Source organism: Flavobacterium daemonense (assembly GCF_007341385.1).
GTDB lineage: Bacteria > Bacteroidota > Bacteroidia > Flavobacteriales > Flavobacteriaceae > Flavobacterium > Flavobacterium daemonense.
On record NZ_VJYD01000002.1, the window covers coordinates 341,229 to 362,414 of the forward strand.

General features: G+C 33.1%; 22 protein-coding genes. 1 reads left to right on the forward strand and 21 read right to left on the reverse strand.

The genetic code is table 11. The features are described 5' to 3' along the window. Positions 1-97: 97 nt before the first annotated feature. The 4 genes from FND99_RS03795 to rbfA form a co-directional block, all read right to left on the reverse strand. Positions 98-700 carry an N-acetylmuramoyl-L-alanine amidase family protein gene (locus tag FND99_RS03795; RefSeq protein WP_144336651.1) on the reverse strand — a complete coding sequence of 201 codons (603 nt, stop codon included), beginning with the start codon at positions 698-700 and terminating at the stop codon, positions 98-100. Between the two features lie 69 nt (positions 701-769). Then, the gene (locus FND99_RS03800; RefSeq protein WP_144336652.1) at positions 770-2,197 is read right to left on the reverse strand and encodes an MATE family efflux transporter; all 1,428 of its coding nucleotides are present in this window, start codon (positions 2,195-2,197) and stop codon (positions 770-772) included. A gap of 168 nt (positions 2,198-2,365) precedes the next feature. Next, positions 2,366-3,565, reverse strand: coding sequence for an ABC transporter permease (locus FND99_RS03805; RefSeq protein WP_144336653.1), 1,200 nt, complete (start codon positions 3,563-3,565; stop codon positions 2,366-2,368). Between the two features lies 1 nt (position 3,566). Further along, on the reverse strand, positions 3,567-3,959 hold the full coding sequence (gene rbfA, locus FND99_RS03810) for a 30S ribosome-binding factor RbfA (RefSeq protein WP_132988203.1): 393 nt from the start codon (positions 3,957-3,959) through the stop codon (positions 3,567-3,569). Positions 3,960-4,189: 230 nt separating this feature from the next. On the opposite strand from rbfA, the gene FND99_RS03815 reads away from it, so the two are divergent. Beyond that, on the forward strand, positions 4,190-4,609 hold the full coding sequence (locus FND99_RS03815; protein WP_144336654.1) for a CBS domain-containing protein: 420 nt from the start codon (positions 4,190-4,192) through the stop codon (positions 4,607-4,609). 48 nt (positions 4,610-4,657) lie between these two features. Here FND99_RS03815 and FND99_RS03820 read toward each other — a convergent pair whose 3' ends face one another. The 17 genes from FND99_RS03820 to porW form a co-directional block, all read right to left on the reverse strand. Then, positions 4,658-5,929 carry a murein hydrolase activator EnvC family protein gene (locus FND99_RS03820; protein ID WP_144336655.1) on the reverse strand — a complete coding sequence of 424 codons (1,272 nt, stop codon included), beginning with the start codon at positions 5,927-5,929 and terminating at the stop codon, positions 4,658-4,660. A gap of 23 nt (positions 5,930-5,952) precedes the next feature. Further along, positions 5,953-6,735: a DUF4292 domain-containing protein gene (locus FND99_RS03825; RefSeq protein WP_144336656.1), complete on the reverse strand. Its 783-nt coding sequence runs from the start codon at positions 6,733-6,735 to the stop codon at positions 5,953-5,955. A gap of 6 nt (positions 6,736-6,741) precedes the next feature. Beyond that, complete coding sequence (locus FND99_RS03830) at positions 6,742-8,091, reverse strand: tetratricopeptide repeat protein (protein ID WP_144336657.1); 1,350 nt, start codon at positions 8,089-8,091, stop codon at positions 6,742-6,744. A gap of 52 nt (positions 8,092-8,143) precedes the next feature. After that, entirely contained in the window at positions 8,144-9,160 is a 1,017-nt protein-coding gene (locus tag FND99_RS03835; protein ID WP_144336658.1) for a sugar phosphate nucleotidyltransferase, read from the reverse strand. A gap of 82 nt (positions 9,161-9,242) precedes the next feature. After that, positions 9,243-9,677, reverse strand: a complete 435-nt coding sequence (dut, locus tag FND99_RS03840) for a dUTP diphosphatase (protein WP_035646609.1) — start codon at positions 9,675-9,677, stop codon at positions 9,243-9,245. Positions 9,678-9,702: 25 nt separating this feature from the next. Further along, positions 9,703-11,163 (reverse strand): lipopolysaccharide biosynthesis protein, encoded by a 1,461-nt coding sequence (locus FND99_RS03845; RefSeq protein ID WP_144336659.1) that lies wholly within the window; start codon positions 11,161-11,163, stop codon positions 9,703-9,705. Positions 11,164-11,259: 96 nt separating this feature from the next. Next, positions 11,260-11,706, reverse strand: coding sequence for a GNAT family N-acetyltransferase (locus FND99_RS03850; protein ID WP_144336660.1), 447 nt, complete (start codon positions 11,704-11,706; stop codon positions 11,260-11,262). Between the two features lie 529 nt (positions 11,707-12,235). Next, the gene (atpG, locus tag FND99_RS03855) at positions 12,236-13,096 is read right to left on the reverse strand and encodes an ATP synthase F1 subunit gamma (RefSeq protein WP_144336661.1); all 861 of its coding nucleotides are present in this window, start codon (positions 13,094-13,096) and stop codon (positions 12,236-12,238) included. 83 nt (positions 13,097-13,179) lie between these two features. Next, positions 13,180-14,757 carry a F0F1 ATP synthase subunit alpha gene (gene atpA, locus FND99_RS03860; RefSeq protein WP_144336662.1) on the reverse strand — a complete coding sequence of 526 codons (1,578 nt, stop codon included), beginning with the start codon at positions 14,755-14,757 and terminating at the stop codon, positions 13,180-13,182. A 38-nt stretch (positions 14,758-14,795) separates the two neighbouring features. After that, positions 14,796-15,329: an ATP synthase F1 subunit delta gene (atpH, locus tag FND99_RS03865; RefSeq protein WP_144336663.1), complete on the reverse strand. Its 534-nt coding sequence runs from the start codon at positions 15,327-15,329 to the stop codon at positions 14,796-14,798. A 3-nt stretch (positions 15,330-15,332) separates the two neighbouring features. Next, complete coding sequence (locus tag FND99_RS03870) at positions 15,333-15,833, reverse strand: F0F1 ATP synthase subunit B (protein ID WP_144336664.1); 501 nt, start codon at positions 15,831-15,833, stop codon at positions 15,333-15,335. Between the two features lie 87 nt (positions 15,834-15,920). After that, complete coding sequence (gene atpE / locus FND99_RS03875) at positions 15,921-16,118, reverse strand: ATP synthase F0 subunit C (protein WP_008465835.1); 198 nt, start codon at positions 16,116-16,118, stop codon at positions 15,921-15,923. A 33-nt stretch (positions 16,119-16,151) separates the two neighbouring features. Beyond that, positions 16,152-17,330 carry a F0F1 ATP synthase subunit A gene (gene atpB / locus FND99_RS03880; protein ID WP_144336665.1) on the reverse strand — a complete coding sequence of 393 codons (1,179 nt, stop codon included), beginning with the start codon at positions 17,328-17,330 and terminating at the stop codon, positions 16,152-16,154. Between the two features lie 118 nt (positions 17,331-17,448). Beyond that, the gene (locus FND99_RS03885) at positions 17,449-17,841 is read right to left on the reverse strand and encodes a hypothetical protein (protein ID WP_144336666.1); all 393 of its coding nucleotides are present in this window, start codon (positions 17,839-17,841) and stop codon (positions 17,449-17,451) included. Positions 17,842-17,898: 57 nt separating this feature from the next. Continuing rightward, positions 17,899-18,126: an AtpZ/AtpI family protein gene (locus FND99_RS03890; protein ID WP_144336667.1), complete on the reverse strand. Its 228-nt coding sequence runs from the start codon at positions 18,124-18,126 to the stop codon at positions 17,899-17,901. Next, positions 18,107-18,505: a bactofilin family protein gene (locus tag FND99_RS03895; protein ID WP_144336668.1), complete on the reverse strand. Its 399-nt coding sequence runs from the start codon at positions 18,503-18,505 to the stop codon at positions 18,107-18,109. The genes FND99_RS03890 and FND99_RS03895 overlap by 20 nt, the downstream gene beginning before the upstream one ends. A 3-nt stretch (positions 18,506-18,508) precedes the next feature. After that, on the reverse strand, positions 18,509-21,118 hold the full coding sequence (gene porW / locus FND99_RS03900) for a type IX secretion system periplasmic lipoprotein PorW/SprE (RefSeq protein ID WP_144336669.1): 2,610 nt from the start codon (positions 21,116-21,118) through the stop codon (positions 18,509-18,511). Between the last annotated feature and the right edge of the window lie 68 nt (positions 21,119-21,186).

Genomic DNA, 21,186 nt, shown 5'->3' on the forward strand with positions numbered 1-21,186 from the left:
TAATTTTGTACACTAAAACTTGGTTTATAAAACTTTTAACTTTTAAGCAAAAAGACCTTCAAAAATTTGAAGGTCTTTTTATTCGCAATATTTCTATTTATTTTAACGATTCCAAGATTTTTGCAGCAATTTCACTTTGACCTTTTTCACTAGTAATATAATTTCGATCATTTACATTTGATAAATATCCAACTTCTAAAGTCAATGCAGGACAATTAGAATTTTTCAAAATATAAAAAGGTGCTTCTTTCACTTCGCTTTTCGAAAAATAATTCCCCGCAACTTTATCAACTAGAACTTCGGCATTTGTCTTAGACTGATTGTAAAATGTTTTGTTTGACGAAATGTAAGCTTCAACTCCATTCTTATTAATGTTTGGAGAAGAATTAATATGAAGTGAAATTACTAAGTTCGGACTTAGATTATTGATGATAGAAACTCTTTCGCTTAATTCCATAAAATGATCACCTTCACGAAGCAAAACAATTTCTAAATTCTCATTTTTATTTTGAGCTTTAACCAGTTTCGCAATTTTCTCAACAATTACTTTTTCTTGTAAACCTTGCAAATCTGCACCAAAATCATCTCCGCCGTGAGCGGCATCAATAACTACTACTTTTTTTTCTACTGGTATAAAAGCAAAAAGTCCACATAAAAATACTGCACTAACAATTCCTAAAAATTTTCTGTTGATTTTCATAATAAATTAGTTTTTGGTTTTAAGTAAATTCCAACGATAAAATTTAGGAAATATTGTACAAAGAATGTTTTAAACCTGAACTCGTTTCCACTTTCCTCTTTTGTAAAAAACGATTCCAGCTAAAGTAATTGCAGTCTCCGCTACCGGAATTGCAATAAAAACTCCTGTTGGTCCCATATTGAAATGTTTTGCCAATACAAAAGCCAATGGAATTTGAAATAACCAAAATCCGAAAAAATTAATTCCTGTTGGTGTCCAGGTATCTCCCGCTCCATTGAATGTATTGATTAAAACCATTCCAATTCCGTAAAAAATAAATCCGATACTCATTATCTGCAAAGCTTCAATGGCAACAACTTTTACTTGTTCATCATTTGTGAAAAAGGAAATAATATATTGTCCGAAGATCAAAGTTATAATCATAATTGAAGCCATAAAAATCACGTTGTAGCGCGCGGTTGTATATACCGATTTCTCGGCACGTTCAATTTGCTTCGCTCCTAAATTTTGCCCAACCAAAGTCGCAGCTGCATTGCTTAATCCCCAAGCCGGAAGAATAAAAAACATCATAATTCTAAGTGCGGTTTGATAACCTGCTGAACCATGATCGCCTCCGGTCGTTGCTACTAATTGTGCCAAAAAAATCCAGCTACAAGAAGCAATTACAAATTGCAGAATTCCCGGCGCCGCAATTTTAATTAATGCTTTTATTTGCTTAAAATCGGGAGCAAAATAGGGAATCTTGATTTTTAGAATTCCGTTTCCAAAAAATAAATGATAAACCTGATATAAAACACCAATACTTCTTCCGAAAGTTGTTGCCAATGCAGCACCAACCAATCCGAAAGCAGGAATTGGGCCAAGACCATTAATTAAAATCGGACATAAAATAATGTTGCAGATATTAGCAATCCAAAGACTTTTCATTGCAATTGCAGCATTTCCAGCTCCACGGAAAATTCCGTTGATCAAAAATAAGAGCATGATGCACAAACTGGAGCCAATCATGATTTGAGTAAATTTGAAACCGTGTTCGGCAGCTTCAACCGAAGCACCCATCAGTAGTAATATATCTTTGGCATACATAATTCCGAAAATGCTCAAAAAACTATTTACTGCAAACGCCACAATAATAGCCTGCATTCCGGCTTTAGAGGCCGCGATTGGATCTTTTTCGCCAATTCTCCTTGCTACTACAGCGGTTGCTGCCATACTCATTCCTATTGCAAGTGAATATATAATCGTTAAAACGGATTCTGTCAATCCAACGGTTTGAATGGCAAAACTGCTGTGTTCTAAATGCCCGACGAAATATAAATCGACTAAAGCAAAAACGGATTCCATCATCATTTCCAAAACCATTGGAATTGCTAATAGAATTACTGCCTTTTTTATACTTCCTGCAGTATAATCAAAGGATTCATCGCCTTTTAAGGCTTGTTTTAAAGTGGTGAAAATTTTAGAAAAGAAGCTTTTCTGTATTGTAGTTTCTGTCATGATAAGTTAGGATAAATGAAAAAATGGGTTCAGATGTAGAAATCTGAACGCGAAAAAAACGTAAGTATCCTAATTATTCCAAAAAATAAAATAGGATTAGGCAGAAACAATCATATGCGCTAATTTTTTGAAAGGATAAATATAGGGAATATTTTTGAGCAGAGAATATTAATCCAACAGCTTTTTACTTACTCGGCTGCAGGCAATTAAGGAAGCCAGAAAACCTAAAGAAATAATGGTTCCTAAAACAATCAATATGTTTTCAATTGTAAAAACAACCGGAAAAGCCAAAGTAGGTGTAATCATTATCAGTTCATATTTCTGCTGTAGCAACACTAAAATAATACCTAAAACTAGTCCGATTATACCGCCAAAAACACTTAACAAAGTTCCTTGGAGCAGGAATATTTTTCTTAGATGACTAATTTCTGTACCAAGATTAAAAAGGGTTTTCAAGTTTCCTTTTTTCTCTAAAATCATCATAATCAAGGCACCAATCAAATTAAAAAGTGCCACAATAATCACCAAAGTAAAAATCAAATAAACCGCGATATTTTCGGTATTAAGCATTCTATACAACGATTCATTTAGCTGTGCTCTGTTTCTAAGCGTAACTTTATTTTTGAAGATGCTTTCAAGCTGTGATCTGATTGCGTTTTCATTTGCGTTTTCTTCAATGTTAAATTCAACACCTGAAATTTGATTTGGCTTGTACATTAATAATTCTTGCACCAAACCTAAATCGGCAAAAACATATTTTGAATCCAAATCTTCACTGATAGAATAAATTCCTACTGGCAAAACATCAGTTTTTGTAAAAGCATCATCCGGATTTTCAATTGCTCCTTTTCCAGGTTTCGGAGCAAATATTTGTAGCGGATTTTCGAAATCAAGAACTCCCAATGAAAAATCGCGCGAAATTCCGTAGCCAATAACAACCTGATATGTATCTGGTTTTAGCCATTGTCCTGTAAAAAGCTTTTTTTTGATATCGTTGACCACAGCATAATTACGGTCAACGCCTTTTAAATAAGTAACTTTTTGTTTGCCTTTAAACAAAAACAAAACACGTTCTTCTATAATTTTAGTGTACGAGATGACACCATCAATTTTCTTGATCTGATTTTCCTGATCTGGAGTAATCAAAAATGATTTTCCTAAAGTACTCGTCATTTTTAAATCGGGATCAATTTCGTTTGTAAACGAAAGGCTAAAAACCTTCAAACCACTAAAAACTGATAAAACCACAAACAAAGCCATTGTACCAACGATGATTCCCATGCTGGCAATACGATTAATGATATTAATAGCGTTGTTTTTGCTTTTGCTAAAAATATAACGTTTGGCTATGTAAAGGGGGAAATTCAATTTATGATTTTCTTCTTTTATCTAAAAGATCACGGTTTTCAATTGGGTTTTCCTTGCCTGCTAAAGCGTTGTCGATTTTTTCGATATAATCTAATGAGTCATCGATAAAAAATACCAAGTTTGGTACACGACGCAACTGCAAACGCACACGCTGAGACAAATCGTGTTTGATTAAAGTTGTATTTGATTTTATTCCTTCTAAAGTTTCTTTGGCTTTTTCCTGAGGAAAAATGCTTAAATATACTGTTGCCACAGATAAGTCAGTAGTCACACTAACTTTGGATACTGAAATTACCAAATTGGTAATTCCGTTTTTTCGCACTTCACCTTGCAAGATATCAACCAAATCTTTTTGGATGACACCGCCTATTTTTTTCTGTCTATTTGTTTCCATAATGCAAAAATACTATTTTTAAATTCAATAGATTAATTTCAAATCAAGATATAGATTGATTTTTCGTTTTCTACTCTAAATTATTCTTTTTTTATAATTAAATCTTAAGATTTCAATTATACACAAAAAACATTTAACTCATTTATTTTCAGATGTTAAACCTGATAAAAATCATGTTTCGAATGCTATTCTTTTCCGAACTTTGATGCAAACATTACAACTTATTTATCATGAAAAAGAGAGAACCAATTAGTCACATTATGACAAAAACCGTAGTGACTGCAAATGAAAAAGATGATTTAAAAACAGTAGTTGAAAAATTAAAGAAAAATACCATTCGACATATTCCAATTGTGAAGGGGAAAGAAGTAGTTGGCATCATTAGCCGAACAGACATCAACCGCCTTACTTTTGGTGCTTTGTTTGAAGGACAGGACGGCGCAGACGAAGCTATTCTTGATATGTTGTCTATTTCTCAGGTAATGACTTCAAAACCTAGAACAGTTCCGTCAGATATGATTATTAGAGACTTGGCTGAAATTTTTGCAAAAGAAGATTTTCATGCACTTCCTGTTGTGGATCATGATGAACTTAAGGGAATTGTTACGACGACGGATGTGATAAAATATTTATTAGAACAATACGATTAATCAAACCTCGATTTATAAAAAAAAAGGGAGCCAACGAGCTCCCTTTTTTTATCTGTTTTGCAACCATCCTTCCGGATTGTTATTTGATGTATTTTGAAGAATCAAAAATTTGATTATTGTTTTTCCTGTATCACCACTGGTTCTTACTTTTCCAAGACTTTGCTTAATTTTTACTTTATCTCCTTGTTCTACAAAAACCTGACTCAGATTCTGATAAACAGTAAAATAATCCCCATGCTGAATAAAAACTGCCTTATTTACTGGAGATAATGCAATAACTTTTGATACAACCCCTTCAAATACTGCACGCGCAGTAGCACCATCTTCTGTCGTTATCTCAACCCCTGAATTGTGTACTATAATCGAAGGATGGAGTGGATGTGGCTGATCTCCATATGCAAGAGAAATAAATCCTTTTTCAACTGGCCATGGCAATTTTCCTCTGTTTGCCTTAAAGTCTGCTGCTAGAATTTTACCTTCTGGTGTTAATGCAATTCTATCTGAAGAAATACTTCGAACAGGTGGATCATTACTTTCTGTAGTTTTACCTTCTGCAATTCTTTTTCTTCTTTCTTCTTCTGCTTTCTGGTTGGCTAACCTAATTTGTTCACGAATAAGATCTTTAATTTTTGCATCAATTCTTCTCGATTCTTGTTGTTTAGCTTTTGTATCAGCAATGATTTTATTTTTATCTTTTTTAAGAGCATTTACTAATTTTTGCTGTTCTTTCTTTTCAATTTCTAAACTTTGCTTTTCCTTTTGATTTTCAGCAATAATTTTCTTCTTAACTTGCCTTTGTCCGTCTAATTTTGCGTTGAAATCAACCAATTGAGCCGTTTTAGACTGAATTTCTAGACCTTGATTTTTTCTGTAATTTGTATATTGTTTTAAATACTGCGCTCTTTTATAAGCTTGCAAAAAGCTTTCTGAAGACAAAATAAACATGGCACGACTCTGCTCAGAACGGCTTTTGTATGATTTAAGAATCATTTTTGCATAATCCGCTTTTAAAACTGTCAATTCTTTTTTCAATTTATTAACCTGAACTTGATTAATATACATATCATTGCTGATCAATCTCTCTTGTTTTGCCGTTGTATTGATCAGTTTTTCTTTCAGCTTAATTTTATTTGCCTGAATCATAAATACATTCACAGCCGATTTTTCCTGTTTTTTTACAGACTGCAGCATTTTTTCATTATCTCTAATTTCCTGCTGAATTTGCGCTTTGCGCTGTTCAAGTTTTTCTTGCTGAGAATCCTGTGCCCACATAAAAGTTGTGGCACAAATAAAAATTAGGCTTAGGAGAAATTTTGGCATGTTTCTGTTTTCTTTTTGCAAATTTACTTAATTATAACTTTTTTATATCCACTTGGAACACTATATGGAAAAGAAAGTTCTTCATTAAATGAAATATTAGTATAGTTTAAATTAATATTGGTTTTGCCTTTTGGCTGTACCGCATTAATTTCAATGTTCGTTGGAAGCGTTCCTTGATTATATGTTTTACTGTCAGAATACATAATCTCAAGATTTATGTTTTCTGAAGCTTGTGAAATTTCTTCTTTCTGAACTAAATATTTTTCAGAATCTAAATAAAATACTTTTTTCAGTTTGTTGTCTTTTTCATCTTCTAATCTAAAAAGATTTTCAACAATTGTCTGCGTATATTTTCCCTTTCTCAAATCATCAAGTGCCTCTCCTACTAACAAATTCTGAACTTTGCTATAGTCTAATTCCGTTCCAAGCCATTTGCTTAAACTTGTAAAATCACCTTCATAGTAAGTTCCTTTTATTTTTTCATAATAGCTTACTGTGGTTGGCGTTATCAAAGCTTTTGCCATTGTGATTCCAAGAAAACGAACGCTTATTAAAATCTGTTTGTCTTTTTCTATCTTGATGTCTGCACTAACATTTTGGCTTTGCTTTTCATCTTCATATCGCGCGCTCGCCTTTATATTTAAAGTCGAAAAATCTAACTTATTGTTATAATGTTTTTCAATTGCTTTTCTATCTTCTTTTGGTGCTTCTTCAATCTTACCATTGTTGTTTTGTACTGCTACGGCTTTGGACTTGCATGAAATCATTAGAACCGAAAGCAATAGTACTGCTATATATCTTTTCATCTTTTCTTACTTCTTTTGTTTTAATAGTTCGTTAGCCTTCAAAAAGTATTCCTCTTTTTTCTTTGCATCTCCCAATCCGTTGTAAGCTTCTCCTAACTGCGTATTAAAATTTGACTCCAGCATTTTATCATCAACAACATAATCAAGCCCCATTTCTAAAACGGTTTTTGCGTTTTTAAATTGCTTTAACTGGTTATTTCCCAGTCCTGCATAATAATAAAATTGCGGCTGACTCGGATAAACTTCAATCATAGTCATTGCTCTTTTTGTCATTGGCTCAAATTGTTTTGCTTGCGTATACGCTTCAAGCAAAAGCAAATTGGTTTCACGATCTGTATCTGAATGTGCTTTTAAATCTTTTTCATAATATTTAATTGCATTTTCATATTGACCTTTACTGTGATAAAATTTTCCTATTTCTTTGGCAACATCTACATTTGGGTCATTGTCAAAATAAGAAATCGCTTTCTCCAAATCTGGTGCATATTGCGGGTTCTTATTCGTATAAATCAAAAATTCATTCAAAGTTCTGTGCTTGATTTTTGAATCAATTTTTGGACTCGCCAAAATAATATTCATTGACTTGATTGCTTTATCAGCTTGGTTTGCATCTAAATAGGTTTTGAACAAACTCACTTGCGCCCATTCCGAATTTGGAACCTCTTTTGCCAATTTTGTCGCAACTTCCAAAGCTTTGTCATTATCATCTGATTTTGAATATAAAATAATCAGATTCAGATAATTCGATTCTTCCTTAGGATTCTTTTTTATCTGATCAATCAAATTAGAAATCTCAGCATCTTGGTATTTTCCTTGTGATAAAATCTGCATTTTATAACGATCACGATCTTCGGATTTTCCAAATTTATCGTTCATTTCGTTAATCGTTGCAAGCGCTTTATCAAATTGATTTGTAATCATATAAAGCGAAATCAAATCATCTTTATATTCTTCATCAAAAACAATAATTTTTTGAATCGTTTCTATCGCCAACGGATAATTCTTGGTTTCATAACTTACGTCATAAATCCCGAGCCAATACCATTTGTTTTTAGGATCTAATTGTGTTGCTTTTTCAAAAGCTGTATTTGCGCTTTGATAATCTTTTAAAGCAAAGTAATTTTTCCCTAATTCAAAATAAGCAACAGCATCATTAGGTTTCAGCTTTATGCATTTTTCTAATGATACTATAGCTTTATCGTAATTTTCTATTCCTTTTTGTTTCAACGATTCATAAAAAGCATCTTGATAGTCATCGGGCGCCATAGCAATATCTTCCGGTTCTGTCTGTGCAAAAACCGAATTTGAATTGCCTAGCAAAACGAAAAATAAAATAACCAAAACGCTTTTTTTCATTCTTTTATAATTTCATTTTTAAACCAAAAAGAAAAAGCCGAAACTCCTTTTTTTATTCTAAAACAGAATAATCTCCAATGCTTATGCTTGTAAACTTTCCGTCATAACTAACGTGATTTCCAATCATCGCATTGTCTAAGTTAGCGTTTTTTATTTGAGAATATGTTTGTATTAAGCTATTTTTAATAGAACTATCTGTAATGCGGCATCCTTTTCCAATAGAAACATTTGGACCAACTGTTGTGTTTTTCAGCACAACATTTTCACCAATGTAACAAGGAGGAATAATCGTTGAATTTTCTAAAGTCACATTATAATCTACTAAATGTTCTCCGTCATTATGCAAAAATCCAAGCATTCTGCTGTTGGTTTCAACCGTAACATCTTTGTTTCCGCAATCCATCCATTCATCAACGCTTCCGGTCTTAAATACTTTACCATTAGCCATCATCGCTTTGATTCCGTCATTGATTTGGTATTCACCGCCATTTTGAATGTTATTATCCAAAACGCCCTGAAGTTCTTTTTTCAAATCTCCAACTTCTTTGAAATAGTAAATTCCGATAACAGCTAAATCACTTACGAATTCCTTTGGCTTTTCAACCAATTCTATAATTTCATTATTCTGATTCAGTTTTACAACTCCAAAAGCTTCTGGCTGTTCCACTTGTTTTACCCAAATTACAGCATCTGCTTGAGGATCTAATTCAAAATCAGCTCTAATTAAAGTATCAGCATAAGCAATAACTGCAGGACCAGAAAGTGATTCTTTGGCACACATAATTGCATGGCCAGTTCCTAAAGGTAAATGCTGGCGATAAATAGACGCTTTTGCACCAAGCCCTTGAGCCAAATCTTGTAAACTTGTTACAACATCTTCACCAAAGAAAGCTTCATCGCCTAAAATAAATGCAACCTCTTCAATTGGTTCTTTTAATATTTTGGCAATATCTTCAACTAAACGGTGAACTATAGATTTTCCTGCAACAGGAATTAATGGTTTTGGAACTGTTAACGTATGTGGTCTAAGTCTCGAGCCGCGGCCCGCCATTGGAACGATTATTTTCATGTTTTTATTGAAAGATTAAAAAATTGAAAAATTGCAAGATTAGTAAATCTTTACATTCTTCAATCTTTAAATTATTAAATTTTTATTTTACTCCAGTACTCCCAAATCCGCCGGCTCCTCTTGAAGTTTCTGAAAGCTCTTCAACTTCAATCCATTCAGCTCTTTCGTGTTTGGCAATAATTAATTGTGCAATTCTTTCTCCGTTTTCAACAACGAATTCTTCATTTGATAAGTTTACTAAAATTACTCCTATTTCACCTCTATAATCAGCATCGACAGTTCCTGGAGAATTTAAAACGGTTACGCCTTTTTTTGCCGCCAGTCCGCTTCTTGGTCTTACCTGAGCTTCGTAGCCAATTGGCAATTCAATAAAAAGTCCTGTTTTTACAATTGTTCTTTCTAAAGGCTTAAGTGTAATTGATTCTGTTAAATTAGCGCGCAAGTCCATTCCAGCCGAAGCGATCGTTTCGTAGTTTGGCAAGTCGTGCTGTGATTTATTTATGATTTGTATTTTCATTTGTAATTTAAAATTTTAAACGGGCTTATTTTTTCTTTAGTATTCCTTTAATGGTATCCTTTTCATAATGATAAACCATATACATGAAAATTAAAAGCAACGGAATTCCAACATAATATTTCTCTCTAAATCCGTAAAATGAAATTATTGAGAATACTATCGAAACGCCCAAATAAGCTCCAATTTTGTTCATGTCGTAAGGAATTGGGTAATACTTATTTCCTAAAACATACGAAATAAGCATCATACTTCCATAAGCCGAAATGGTTGCAATTGCAGAACCATAATAACTATATTTTGGAATCAAAAGATAATTTAAAACCAATGTAACAATGGCACCAACAATAGAAATGTAAGCACCAATTTTTGTTTTGTCCGTCAGTTTATACCAAACCGACAAATTATTATAAATTCCTAAAAAGAAGTTTGCCAAAATAATCAGCGGTACTACTTTCATTGCTTCCCAATAGGACTTGTCGTTAAGCAATAAAATCTTTAAAATATCTGCAAATACAATAACTCCCAATAAAATTAGTGAACCCAGAATCACAAAATATTTCGTGATTACGGCATAGGTTTGAGGCGCATTTTCATTTTTTGCATGGCTGAAAAAGAAAGGCTCGATTCCTAATCTGAAAGCAGTTGCAAAAAGAACCATGAATAATCCTAATTTGTAGCAAGCAGAATATGCACCAACTTCAGATTTTGCTAAATTTTCAGGAAGAAGATATCCTAAAAGGATTTTATCAAAATGCTCATTTACTGCAAAAGCCAATCCCGCAACCAAAATTGGAAGCCCGTATTTCATCATTCTTTTCCAAAGTTCTGGATCAAATTTTCGTCCAAGCGAAAGGTAATTTGGCGAAAGCACAATAAAAGTGGCTAAACTCGCCAGAAGATTTGCAATGAAAATATAGGCGATTTGAAAATTCTCTACGTATAAATTATCCCAAACTGAATTAGGATGTGATTCTGCCAATTTCGGCAAATACATCAAAAAGAAAATATTCAATAATAAATTAATTACAACATTTCCAATCTTGATAGCCGCATAAACCATTGGTCGCTGATTCGCTCTCAGTTTAGAAAAAGGTACTAAAACCAAAGCATCCAGAACTAAAATCCAAACCGAATACGTGATATATTGTACATCAACTTCCGCCCAAGTTGCGAGCGTATTTCTAAAAATTAAGGCGGCAAATAAAAATCCTATTGATGACCAAAAAATAGAAATGGTAGACGTTGCAATTACATTTTTCTTGTCATCTTCGGCACTATAGAATCTAAAAAAAGCGGTCTCCATTCCGTAAGAAAGAACCACATTAAAGAAAACCATCCAAGACAAAACAATCGAGACTTCGCCATATTCTGCTGTTGGTAAAATACCTGTATATAATCTGACCAATAAAAAACTAAGCATCCTCGGTAAAACCGTTGCTAGTCCGTAAATCGCAGTTTGTTTGAATAGATTTTTATATAATCCCAAAATAATTTTTATAATAAAGTTCGTAAAACAAAAATAACCAATTCTTTGGTTTATTAATGATTTTGCCTGTTCAATAAAGAAAGTTCAGCTGTTTTTTTATTGAGTAAGTTTGTTTTCATCCAAAACTTTCACAAAATGAAATCCTTTAGGACCGTAACCTTGGTTGTAGTAAAACCGATGTGCACCAAAATTTCCGGTAAAAGCATCTAGAACGATACTGCTGCAGCCTAAATCTGAAGCTTTCTTATCAATATAATCCGTCAATAATTTTCCTATTCCTTTAGATCTGTGCTCTGGGTTCACAACAAAATTGTCAATTTCAAGATATTTTCCTGTCCAAAGTTTTGTGGCTGACCAACAGCCAGTTATTCCTAAACAAACATCGTTGTCAAAAACTGCAATCTGGATATAGTTGTGAGGAATCATTTCCCTTAAATAGGACTCATATTTTTCGATTGAAATTTTAGGATAAAGAAATCGCATAGTATCGATTTGTTCCAGCATTTCTTCAATTGTAGTAAGTTCTCGTATTTGAAATTCCATTGTAATAAAGATAAACGTCAAAATTACTCAATTTTTCTTACGCCAAAAATATTATTGCGAAACAAGGCATATGTGAAATCTATAAAATTGAAAAAAAATTATATAAGTTTTTCCAACTGCTTCTGTATTAACTTTGTATCACAGGGAATGAGAAAAGCTAAAATACAACCCTTAAAAAAAGCAAAGCATTGGGACGGATAAAGCTAGTTTGTTCCCACAAAAGACAAAGCACAAGGGATTGATTCTGCTGAAATGTAACCCTCAAAAAAACAGAGCCTTGGGATTAATAAAGCTAGTTTGTTCCCATAAAAGACAAAGCAAAACAGAGGTGATAAATCTGTGCAATAATTTTATAAAATGGTATTGATTCTCAGTTTTTGGGTAAATTGAGAATCACCATTTTATAACAGATAAAAAATTCAATTTCTATATAAAAGAGAAAAAGCTGATATTTGGGGGTATCGGCTTATTTTTTGCAAAAAAAGAGCCAGCAAATATGCTGGCTCTTTTTTATATTTTAAGATACTAATTATCCTTTCAACGCTTCTGCTCCACCAACGATCTCTAAGATCTCATTAGTAATAGCAGCCTGACGTGCTTTGTTATAAGTCAATTTCAATTGGTTTCTTAATTCAGTTGCGTTGTCAGTTGCTTTGTGCATAGCTGTCATACGTGCTCCATGTTCTGAAGCAAATGAATCACGAATACCTTTATATAATTGAGTTTTTAACGATTTAGGAATCAAAGTCAATACAATTTCTTCTTTTGAAGGCTCGAAAATATAATCTCCTGTAGAAGATGCTGCATCAGATTTAATTGGAGCTAACGGTAAAAACTGCTCAGTTTGAACAATTTGTGTAGCTGCATTTTTAAACTGATTGTAGATTAATTCGATTCTGTCATATTCTCCAGATAAGAATTTTTGAGTCAAATTATCAGCAATTCCAGCAACATTTTCAAAAGTTAAATGATCAAAAATTGCATTATGATGCCCGTGAATTTTATGCGTTTTAACTAAAGCATCGCCTCCTTTTTTACCAATGGCAAAAACATCAACTTGCTTTCCAGCATAAAAATCAGTGCGATTTTTAATCTCCTTAATTACATTTGAATTGAATGCACCACATAAACCTCTGTTGGAAGTTATCGCTACAAGCAATACTTTTTTTACTTCACGTTGTGTTGTGTAATCTCCACCAACTTCACCATCAAGTGTAGCTGAAAGATTTTGCAACAACTCAGTTAATTTCTCGGCATAAGGGCGCATTGCAGTGATTGCATCTTGTGCTTTCTTAAGCTTTGCAGCAGAAACCATTTTCATAGCCGATGTAATCTGCATCGTCGATGAAACGGAAGTAATTCTATTACGGATTTCCTTTAAATTTGCCATTAATTTTTTGTTTATTGTTTGTTGTTTTTAGTTTATTGTTAGGGCGAACCACAAACAATAAACTAAAAACTATAAACTAAATATTAGTTATATTTTGCTGAAACTTCTTTTGCTGCTTTTTCAATAACATCTGTAATGTTATCGTCAAATTTACCAGCTTTCAACGCGTTAAGCGTATCTTTATGTTTACTGTTTAAGTAAGACAAGAAATCAGCTTCAAATTCTTTTACTTTACTTACAGGAACGTTTCTTAATAAGTTTTTAGAACCTGCGTAGATAATAGCAACTTGGTTTTCAACAGGATATGGATCATTTAAACCTTGTTTCAAGATTTCAACGTTTCTTTTTCCTTTTTCAATTACGTTTAAAGTAACAGAATCCAAGTCAGAACCAAATTTAGCGAAAGCTTCTAATTCACGGAATTGAGCTTGGTCTAATTTTAAAGTTCCAGAAACTTTTTTCATTGATTTAATTTGAGCATTACCTCCAACACGAGATACAGAGATACCTACGTTGATAGCAGGACGAACCCCAGAGTTGAACAAATCTCCATCAAGGAAAATCTGACCATCTGTAATCGAAATTACGTTTGTTGGGATATATGCAGAAACGTCACCAGCTTGAGTTTCGATAATTGGCAATGCAGTTAATGAACCACCACCTTTTACGATTGGCTTGATAGAATCTGGCAAATCGTTCATGTTTTTTGCGATACCATCATCAGCGATTACTTTACAAGCACGCTCTAATAAACGAGAGTGTAAGTAGAAAACGTCTCCAGGGTAAGCCTCACGTCCCGGTGGTCTTCTTAATAAAAGAGAAACCTCACGGTAAGCAACAGCTTGCTTAGATAAATCATCATAAACGATAAGAGCTGGACGACCAGAATCTCTGAAGTACTCTCCAATTGCAGCACCAGCGAATGGAGCATAAACTTGCATTGGAGCTGGGTCAGAAGCATTAGCAGCAACGATAACTGTATAAGCCATTGCTCCTTTTTCTTCTAACATTTTTGCGATTCCTGCTACAGTTGAAGCTTTTTGTCCAATTGCAACATATATACAGAATACAGGTTTTCCTGCATCATAAAATTCTTTTTGGTTCAAGATTGTATCGATACAAACAGTTGATTTACCTGTTTGACGGTCACCGATTACAAGCTCACGCTGACCACGACCAACTGGTATCATAGCATCAACTGCTTTTACTCCTGTTTGTAATGGCTCAGTTACTGGCTGACGGAAAATAACTCCTGGTGCTTTTCTTTCTAAAGGCATTTCGTATAAATCTCCACCGATTGGTCCTTTTCCATCAATTGGAAAACCAAGAGTGTTAACTACACGTCCTACCATTTGCTCACCTACTTTAAGAGAAGCAATACGTTGAGTTCTTTTTGCAGTAGATCCTTCTTTAATTCCTGTAGATGGTCCTAAAAGTACCACACCAACATTATCCTCTTCAAGATTCAATACGATACCTTCCATACCGTTATCAAATTCTACTAACTCACCATATTGAACATTAGATAGCCCGTAAACACGAGCAATACCATCTCCAACTTGAAGTACTGTTCCTACTTCCTCTAGCGTAGCACCAGATTCAAAACCTTCTACTTGCTTTCTTAATATTGCTGAAATTTCAGCAGGTTTGATTTCCGCCATCTTAATTTATAATTTAGACACTTTTATGTGTAATAAAACTAATTACTTAACTCTCTTTTTAATACTTGTAATCTGTTTGCAACAGAGGCATTGTATTGATTATCACCTATTCTTAAAATAAATCCACCAATGATTGAAGGATCTACTATATTTTCAATTGTAATTTTTTTATCTGATAAAGTTGCAACTTTAGCCAAAACTTTAGCTTCTAAAGCAGCATCCATAGGAATTGCAGTTGTAACTTTTGCTACTTCAACACCATTGTTTTCATCAAATAATTTATTGTATTCTGATGCAATTGCATTTAGAATTTCAAATCTTTTGTTTTCAAATAATAAATGGAATAAACCTTTAGTTACACCGTTTACATTTGCAAAAACTTCTAAAAGAGCACTTTGTTTAACTTCAACAGTTGTTGTTGGGTTTTGAATAAATGTACTCAATTCTGCATTAGTCTCAATTGCCTGAGCAATTGTTTTCATATCGTTATTGACAGCTTCGGCAACACCTTTAGAGTTTGCTAAGTCCAGAATTGCTTTTGCATAACGAATTGCTGCTCTTGTACTTGCCATATCTTAGTTTAACTTTACGTCACCTAACATTTTCTCAACTAATTTAGTTTGAGATTCTTTGTTAGATAATTCTTCTTTCAATAATTTTTCAGCGATGCTTAATGATAAAGTTGAAACTTGAGATTTCAATTCAGCCATTGCAGCATTTTTTTCACTTTCGATAGCAGCTTTAGCTTGTTCAATCATTTTTTGACCAGCTTCTTGCGCTTCGTTTTTAGAATCAGCTATCATTTTCTCTTTCATTTCGCGAGCTTCCTTCAACATCGCGTCACGTTCTGCACGAGCTTCATTCAAAATTCTTTGATTGTCAGCTTGTAAGTTTTCCATTTCTCTCTTTGCATTTTCAGCAGAAAGCAATGCGTTTTTAATACCTTCTTCTCTTGAAGTAATAGATTCCATAATTGGTTTCCATGCAAATTTTACTAAAAGCAAAATCAATATTACCAAGATTAAAGCTTGCCAGAAGAATAAACCGAATGAAAAATCGTTAATTAACTTATCCATTTTATAACTATATTAAATATTTAATTTCTTTTTTAAAGTAACAACACCTTTAACCAACCGTTAAAGATGTTGTTATTTTTCTCTTTATTATTTTCCTAAGATCAAAGCAGCAAATGCTAAACCTTCTAATAAAGCCGCGATAATAATCATCGCAGTTTGAATTTTACCTGCAGCTTCTGGCTGACGAGCAATAGCGTCCATAGCAGATCCACCGATTTTACCTAAACCTAAACCTGCACCGATTACTACTAAACCAGCACCTACTAAAGTTGGAATTGTTCCCATAACTATTTATATATATAAAATTAAACTTCTAAATTAAATAATTGCTGTTTCATCTTCGTGGTGGTGAGCGTGGTCATGATCTTGAACCGCCATACCAATAAACAATGATGATAACATTGTGAAAATGAAAGCCTGTAAAAATGCAACTAAAATTTCAATAACAGAGATAAATAATGTCAATCCTAAAGAGATTGGCAAATCTGCTGCCAAATTTTTTCCAACGAAAATCATTCCGATCAAACTCATGATTACTACGTGACCTGCAGTAATGTTTGCATACAAACGAATTAATAATGCGAATGGCTTTGTTAGTGTTCCTAGAATCTCAATTGGTGCTAAGATAATTTTCATTGGAACTGGCACTCCTGGCATCCAGAAGATGTGACCCCAATAATCTTTGTTTGCACTAAATTGTGTAATGATAAAAGTAAATGCTGCTAAACAAACTGTAATTGCAATATTTCCTGTTACGTTAATTCCTAGAGGAGTCATTCCTAATAAGTTTAAAACCCAAACAAAGAAAAATACAGTTAATAGGTAACCCATATATTTACGGTATTTTTTCTCTCCAATATTTGGAACTGCAATTTCATCTCTAATGAAAATTACAAGTGGCTCTAATACTCTACCAAATCCAGTTGGGATTGGTCCTTTTTTATATGATTTTGCTAAACCAGTAAACATGAAGAATAAAAGTACCGCAACAAAAAGCATTGAAACAACATTTTTTGTAATTGAAAAATCTAAAACTTTTTCGTTTTCTGGGTGACCTTCTTCATTAAAAGTAACTGTACCGGCAGCATCAGTTTTGTAAATTTTACCGTGAACTAATTTGTAGTAGTTTCCATCAACCTCAGCAACTGTTTCGCCGAAATGGAATTTTGAAGATGAGAAAACTTTCAAACCTCCGTCAATAAGTATAACTGGTAATGGGAAACCGTAGTGCTTGTTTTCTTTTTCATCTTGAAAGAAAACAAAGTCGTGTGAATCTTGTAAGTGGTGATCAATAAAAGCGTCCACTTTTGCTTTTGGGTCAAGAGCTACTTCGTGCTCTCCTTCCGCTGGAGCATCATGTGAAATTACTTTCTCTTCGTGAGCTGTTTCCGTTTGTACATGCGTTGAATCATTCTCTGAGTTTGCAAAACCCATAATTGGTAGAGAAGCTACAAAAGCTGCTAGAATAAAGCTGAGTGGTTTGTTTGAAATCACCATATCGTGGAAAATCTTATTTTTTTACGTTTCTAAAATTTGGTGCAAAGGTACATTTTTTATTAATATTCAAAAGGATATGAAAAATTATTTTTGAACCTTGTTTTACATATTCGCGATTTTAACGCTTTTCATTTAATAATCGGACAGTTAAAAGCGTCTCAAATAACAAAAACAAAATAAATGTTATAAAAAAACTGACTTTTTCAACATTGACCATTTCTGTTTTGATTTTTAAAATAGGCTGCAAAATTAAATATCCCAACAACATTTGAGTAAAAGTTCCGAATAAGAAAACCATTCCAACGATTTCAAAATTCTTCGTTTTTACCTTTAATAATATAAGGTATAAAAAAGTCGCTAATCCGAAAAAAATCAAATACAGCAATTCTATACTATAATGAAATTTTTGAAAATTAATTTCAAGCAAATAAAAGGCTGCTTTATGCACAATACAGGCAACAACAGCAAAACAAAATAAATGAAAAATAGGTTTGTAATTTTTTAATGACATTTCAAGTAATTTTTTGCAAAGATGCAACTTTTATCTAAAGCTGCTGTAAAGGCAAAATTACTTTGTTTTGTTAATATCATTAACTTGGCGGATAACATTATATAAAGCAAGGCCTACACCGGCCAATACAAAAATAGTATTATAATAAACTTTCGGGCTTGGATGATTTTCATCAAGCCAGGTTCCAAAATAAGAAAACAAGAAAATAATGACCGCCATTTGAAATGGAATATTAATAAGCGCCAGCCATTTATTTCTTCTATTATTATTCGGTTCCTTTTCCATCTTCTAACATTATTACTTGATTAGCATTTGCGAGCATAACGCAGGAAGCTGTAAACTCGGCTCCTGGTTCGATAGAAAGTTTTCCAACGGCAATTTCTCCGTGAATACGTGCTGTACCTTTAATATTAAGGACTTCTAAAACTCTTAACTTTCCTTGAAATTCTCCTTCAATATCAGCATTATGGCAAATAATTTCGCCTTTTACAATTCCTGACGCGCCAATAACAAGTTTTCCCTGTGAAGTAAAATTTCCAATCAGTTCACCATCCAGTCTAAAATCAGCTTTTGAAACAATATCCCCAACTATAGAGGTTCCTTCTACAATTCTGTTGGTTTTTCCTAAATTCTCTGTTGTGCTTTTTTTGACTTTCTCAAACATGGTTTATGGGGTTTTTGGGGCTAAATATGTGTCAAGATTTTTTTTGATTTGAACTACCTTATAATTATCACTTGAAATAATTATTGGCGTATTAGAGATTTTATACTTTTTATCATCTCTCAAAACTCCTGCAACATCATTGGCATACGCCTCTGATTTTAAACCATGAATAACTACAAAACTTTGCGTTTTATTGTATTTGTCAAAAGAAGTTGTTAGTCGTTCGAAATTTTCAACCAACATATACACCTTGATTGCCTCTTCGATTTTTTTAACCGATTTGGTATCAGAATTAGAAATAGGATATAAAATTTTCCAGTTCTTGCCATCAACTGCCGTAAAATCAAGTTTTTCCAGAGTTGGAATTTGTTTTTCCAAAATGTCACGCGCCTCTCTTCCTTCTTCACTATTTGGGTAATTATCAGCAACGTTTTCCAAACCTTTTTTATATGCAGCCAAACCTTCTACTTTTCCTAAAGTACTTGCTTTAAGCAATTCAAATTTCGAAACAATATCTTCACCAGAATACTGATTAATCAAATTGTCGATGTTGCTTAAAACTTCGTCAAAATGTTCTTCTTCAAACAATTTGTACCATTTTTTGTATTCTTTGTCGGCCGTAACCAGATCGTCTGAATTGGTATTATTCAAAATTTGTGCATATCTCGAAGTTGGATAATTACCTATAATATCCGACTTGATCCTCTCTGCTCTTGCTGGATTTGTAATTTGATAAATTTTATACAAATTATACATCGACGGCAAAACCAATTTTTCCTCAGGTTTGTTCTGCAATAACTGTTCTAATTTATCACTGGCTAATTGATATTCCTTAAACTTCTCTTTATAAATAAGTCCTAACTGATAATAAGCAAAGTTTCGTTCTTTACCAATACTGTCCATTACTGCAGGACTTGTAGGAAGTTTTTTTTCATAAAATGCCGTTGTATATTTTTCTGGAACGGCCTGTTGAAGTGCATTTATAGAATCTTGATTGATGTTTAAAGAATCTTTCAAGGCAGTATTAACAATTGCTTTTGATGCAGACAATCTCCAGTTTCCTGCTATAGCACGATTTCCCCACAATTTTCTAAACTGCAATTTTCCGTAAGCAACTGTTGTTGGATTGTAAAAATAAAAAGTGCTCGCAACATCATTTGTTCCTGGCGGATTAAAAGCTCCTGCGGTTAAATCTGTTTTGTTAGGCGCTTGCGGGTTTATAGCTGTTTGCGAAACTCCAGTGTTTGTATTACGCTGTACATTTGCAAGTTTCTCTTTTTGAATTTCTTCTGCTAATCTTTTTGCGTCATCTTTCTTTTTAAGTTCTGCAATATAAATTTCGAAGTATGTTTTTCGATCGGCTTCTGGCAAATTATATACCTTAATAATACTGTCATTGCGTTTTGCAATTCCTTCGTATTTAATTACGTTATCTAAATTTTTTCTGTTTTTCTCGATAAACGCGAACTCTCTCGTTTTTGGGTTTAATTTTACAAGTGTACTGTCGTAATATTTTGCAGCCATCGTGTAATCTGTATTTCTAAAATACATATTTCCAATGTTTCGATATGTCGATGCAACGAGATATGGATCTTTAGATTTTCTGGCTAATGAATGATTGTAAAATTCCAAAGCATTGTCCTGCTCATTATTTTTGTCAAAAAACACGCCCATTTCATAAAACAGAATATCATAATACGGTCTGTTTTCTCGGTCTTCGACTAATTTATTATAGGTTTCAATAAACATATTATGATCGTCTTTTTCATAATCAAACATTTGTGCTTTTTTTGCATATGCTTGCATCATGTATTTGCGATCGGCTTTTCGGTTCATGTCGATTACGCCATTATAAAAATAAACAGCGCTATCTCTTTGTCCCGATTCTTGATATAATTGTCCTAAAATAAAACGGTATCTAGCTCTGTCTTCATTAATTCTGGTAAACTTTTCGGCAATTTTTAATTTCGCTACAGCACTATCCTTTTGCTCAGTATTTAAAAAAGCTTCTGCCAATAAAGCATTTGCATCTGAAAAAGTTTGTTTATCCAAATCTGTTTTCTTCAACAAATCATTGATGTTTTTAATAACAATCGCATCATTTCCTAAACGCATATTTGTTTTTTCACGCCAGATTTTTGCGGTATAAATATTACTGCTGTTTGGATATTTGTAAAGAATATAATTGAAAGCCTCAATTGCCGGAATAAAGCGCTGATCATAATATCTTGCCTTTCCGAGCATTAAATACGCTTCGTCAATCTGATAATTTCTTTCTCTTCCCCCAATATTCATGGAGTGCTTCTGAATAGCTTTTGTTGCTTTTGTTTCAGCTTTTTCGAAATCAGGATTTTTTGTTTTTTCTCCTTCTGAAAAATTCTCGTCAAACTGCATTTTTTCAATTGGCAGAATCTTCCAAAAATTATCTTGATTATTAGCTTGAATTGATTTCAGTCCTTTTTCAAGTCCAATTCCGCCATTGTACAAAATGTTGTATTTTGTACTTAAAGCATGCGAATTTCTATTCACAAAAGTATTTTTCTTGGTAGAGCAAGCTATCAAAAAGAATAAAAAAGTAAGGAGAAAACAGTATTTAAGAGTATTCTTTTTCAATAGAGCTAATTTTAAAGCATAAACTTATAAAAAGGACTTTTAGTATAATGACTTGTAAAAATACGCTT

Excerpts from the sequence above, each read along its gene's own strand:
- FND99_RS03795 (WP_144336651.1), bottom strand. The coding sequence starts at position 700 with ATGAAAATCAACAGAAAATTTTTAGGAATTGTTAGTGCAGTATTTTTA.
- FND99_RS03800 (WP_144336652.1), bottom strand. The coding sequence starts at position 2,197 with ATGACAGAAACTACAATACAGAAAAGCTTCTTTTCTAAAATTTTCACC.
- rbfA (WP_132988203.1), bottom strand. The coding sequence starts at position 3,959 with ATGGAAACAAATAGACAGAAAAAAATAGGCGGTGTCATCCAAAAAGAT.
- FND99_RS03815 (WP_144336654.1), top strand. The coding sequence starts at position 4,190 with ATGAAAAAGAGAGAACCAATTAGTCACATTATGACAAAAACCGTAGTG.
- FND99_RS03820 (WP_144336655.1), bottom strand. The coding sequence starts at position 5,929 with ATGCCAAAATTTCTCCTAAGCCTAATTTTTATTTGTGCCACAACTTTT.
- FND99_RS03825 (WP_144336656.1), bottom strand. The coding sequence starts at position 6,735 with ATGAAAAGATATATAGCAGTACTATTGCTTTCGGTTCTAATGATTTCA.
- FND99_RS03830 (WP_144336657.1), bottom strand. The coding sequence starts at position 8,091 with ATGAAAAAAAGCGTTTTGGTTATTTTATTTTTCGTTTTGCTAGGCAAT.
- FND99_RS03835 (WP_144336658.1), bottom strand. The coding sequence starts at position 9,160 with ATGAAAATAATCGTTCCAATGGCGGGCCGCGGCTCGAGACTTAGACCA.
- dut (WP_035646609.1), bottom strand. The coding sequence starts at position 9,677 with ATGAAAATACAAATCATAAATAAATCACAGCACGACTTGCCAAACTAC.
- FND99_RS03850 (WP_144336660.1), bottom strand. The coding sequence starts at position 11,706 with ATGGAATTTCAAATACGAGAACTTACTACAATTGAAGAAATGCTGGAA.
- atpG (WP_144336661.1), bottom strand. The coding sequence starts at position 13,096 with ATGGCAAATTTAAAGGAAATCCGTAATAGAATTACTTCCGTTTCATCG.
- atpA (WP_144336662.1), bottom strand. The coding sequence starts at position 14,757 with ATGGCGGAAATCAAACCTGCTGAAATTTCAGCAATATTAAGAAAGCAA.
- atpH (WP_144336663.1), bottom strand. The coding sequence starts at position 15,329 with ATGGCAAGTACAAGAGCAGCAATTCGTTATGCAAAAGCAATTCTGGAC.
- FND99_RS03870 (WP_144336664.1), bottom strand. The coding sequence starts at position 15,833 with ATGGATAAGTTAATTAACGATTTTTCATTCGGTTTATTCTTCTGGCAA.
- atpE (WP_008465835.1), bottom strand. The coding sequence starts at position 16,118 with ATGGGAACAATTCCAACTTTAGTAGGTGCTGGTTTAGTAGTAATCGGT.
- atpB (WP_144336665.1), bottom strand. The coding sequence starts at position 17,330 with ATGGTGATTTCAAACAAACCACTCAGCTTTATTCTAGCAGCTTTTGTA.
- FND99_RS03885 (WP_144336666.1), bottom strand. The coding sequence starts at position 17,841 with ATGTCATTAAAAAATTACAAACCTATTTTTCATTTATTTTGTTTTGCT.
- FND99_RS03890 (WP_144336667.1), bottom strand. The coding sequence starts at position 18,126 with ATGGAAAAGGAACCGAATAATAATAGAAGAAATAAATGGCTGGCGCTT.
- FND99_RS03895 (WP_144336668.1), bottom strand. The coding sequence starts at position 18,505 with ATGTTTGAGAAAGTCAAAAAAAGCACAACAGAGAATTTAGGAAAAACC.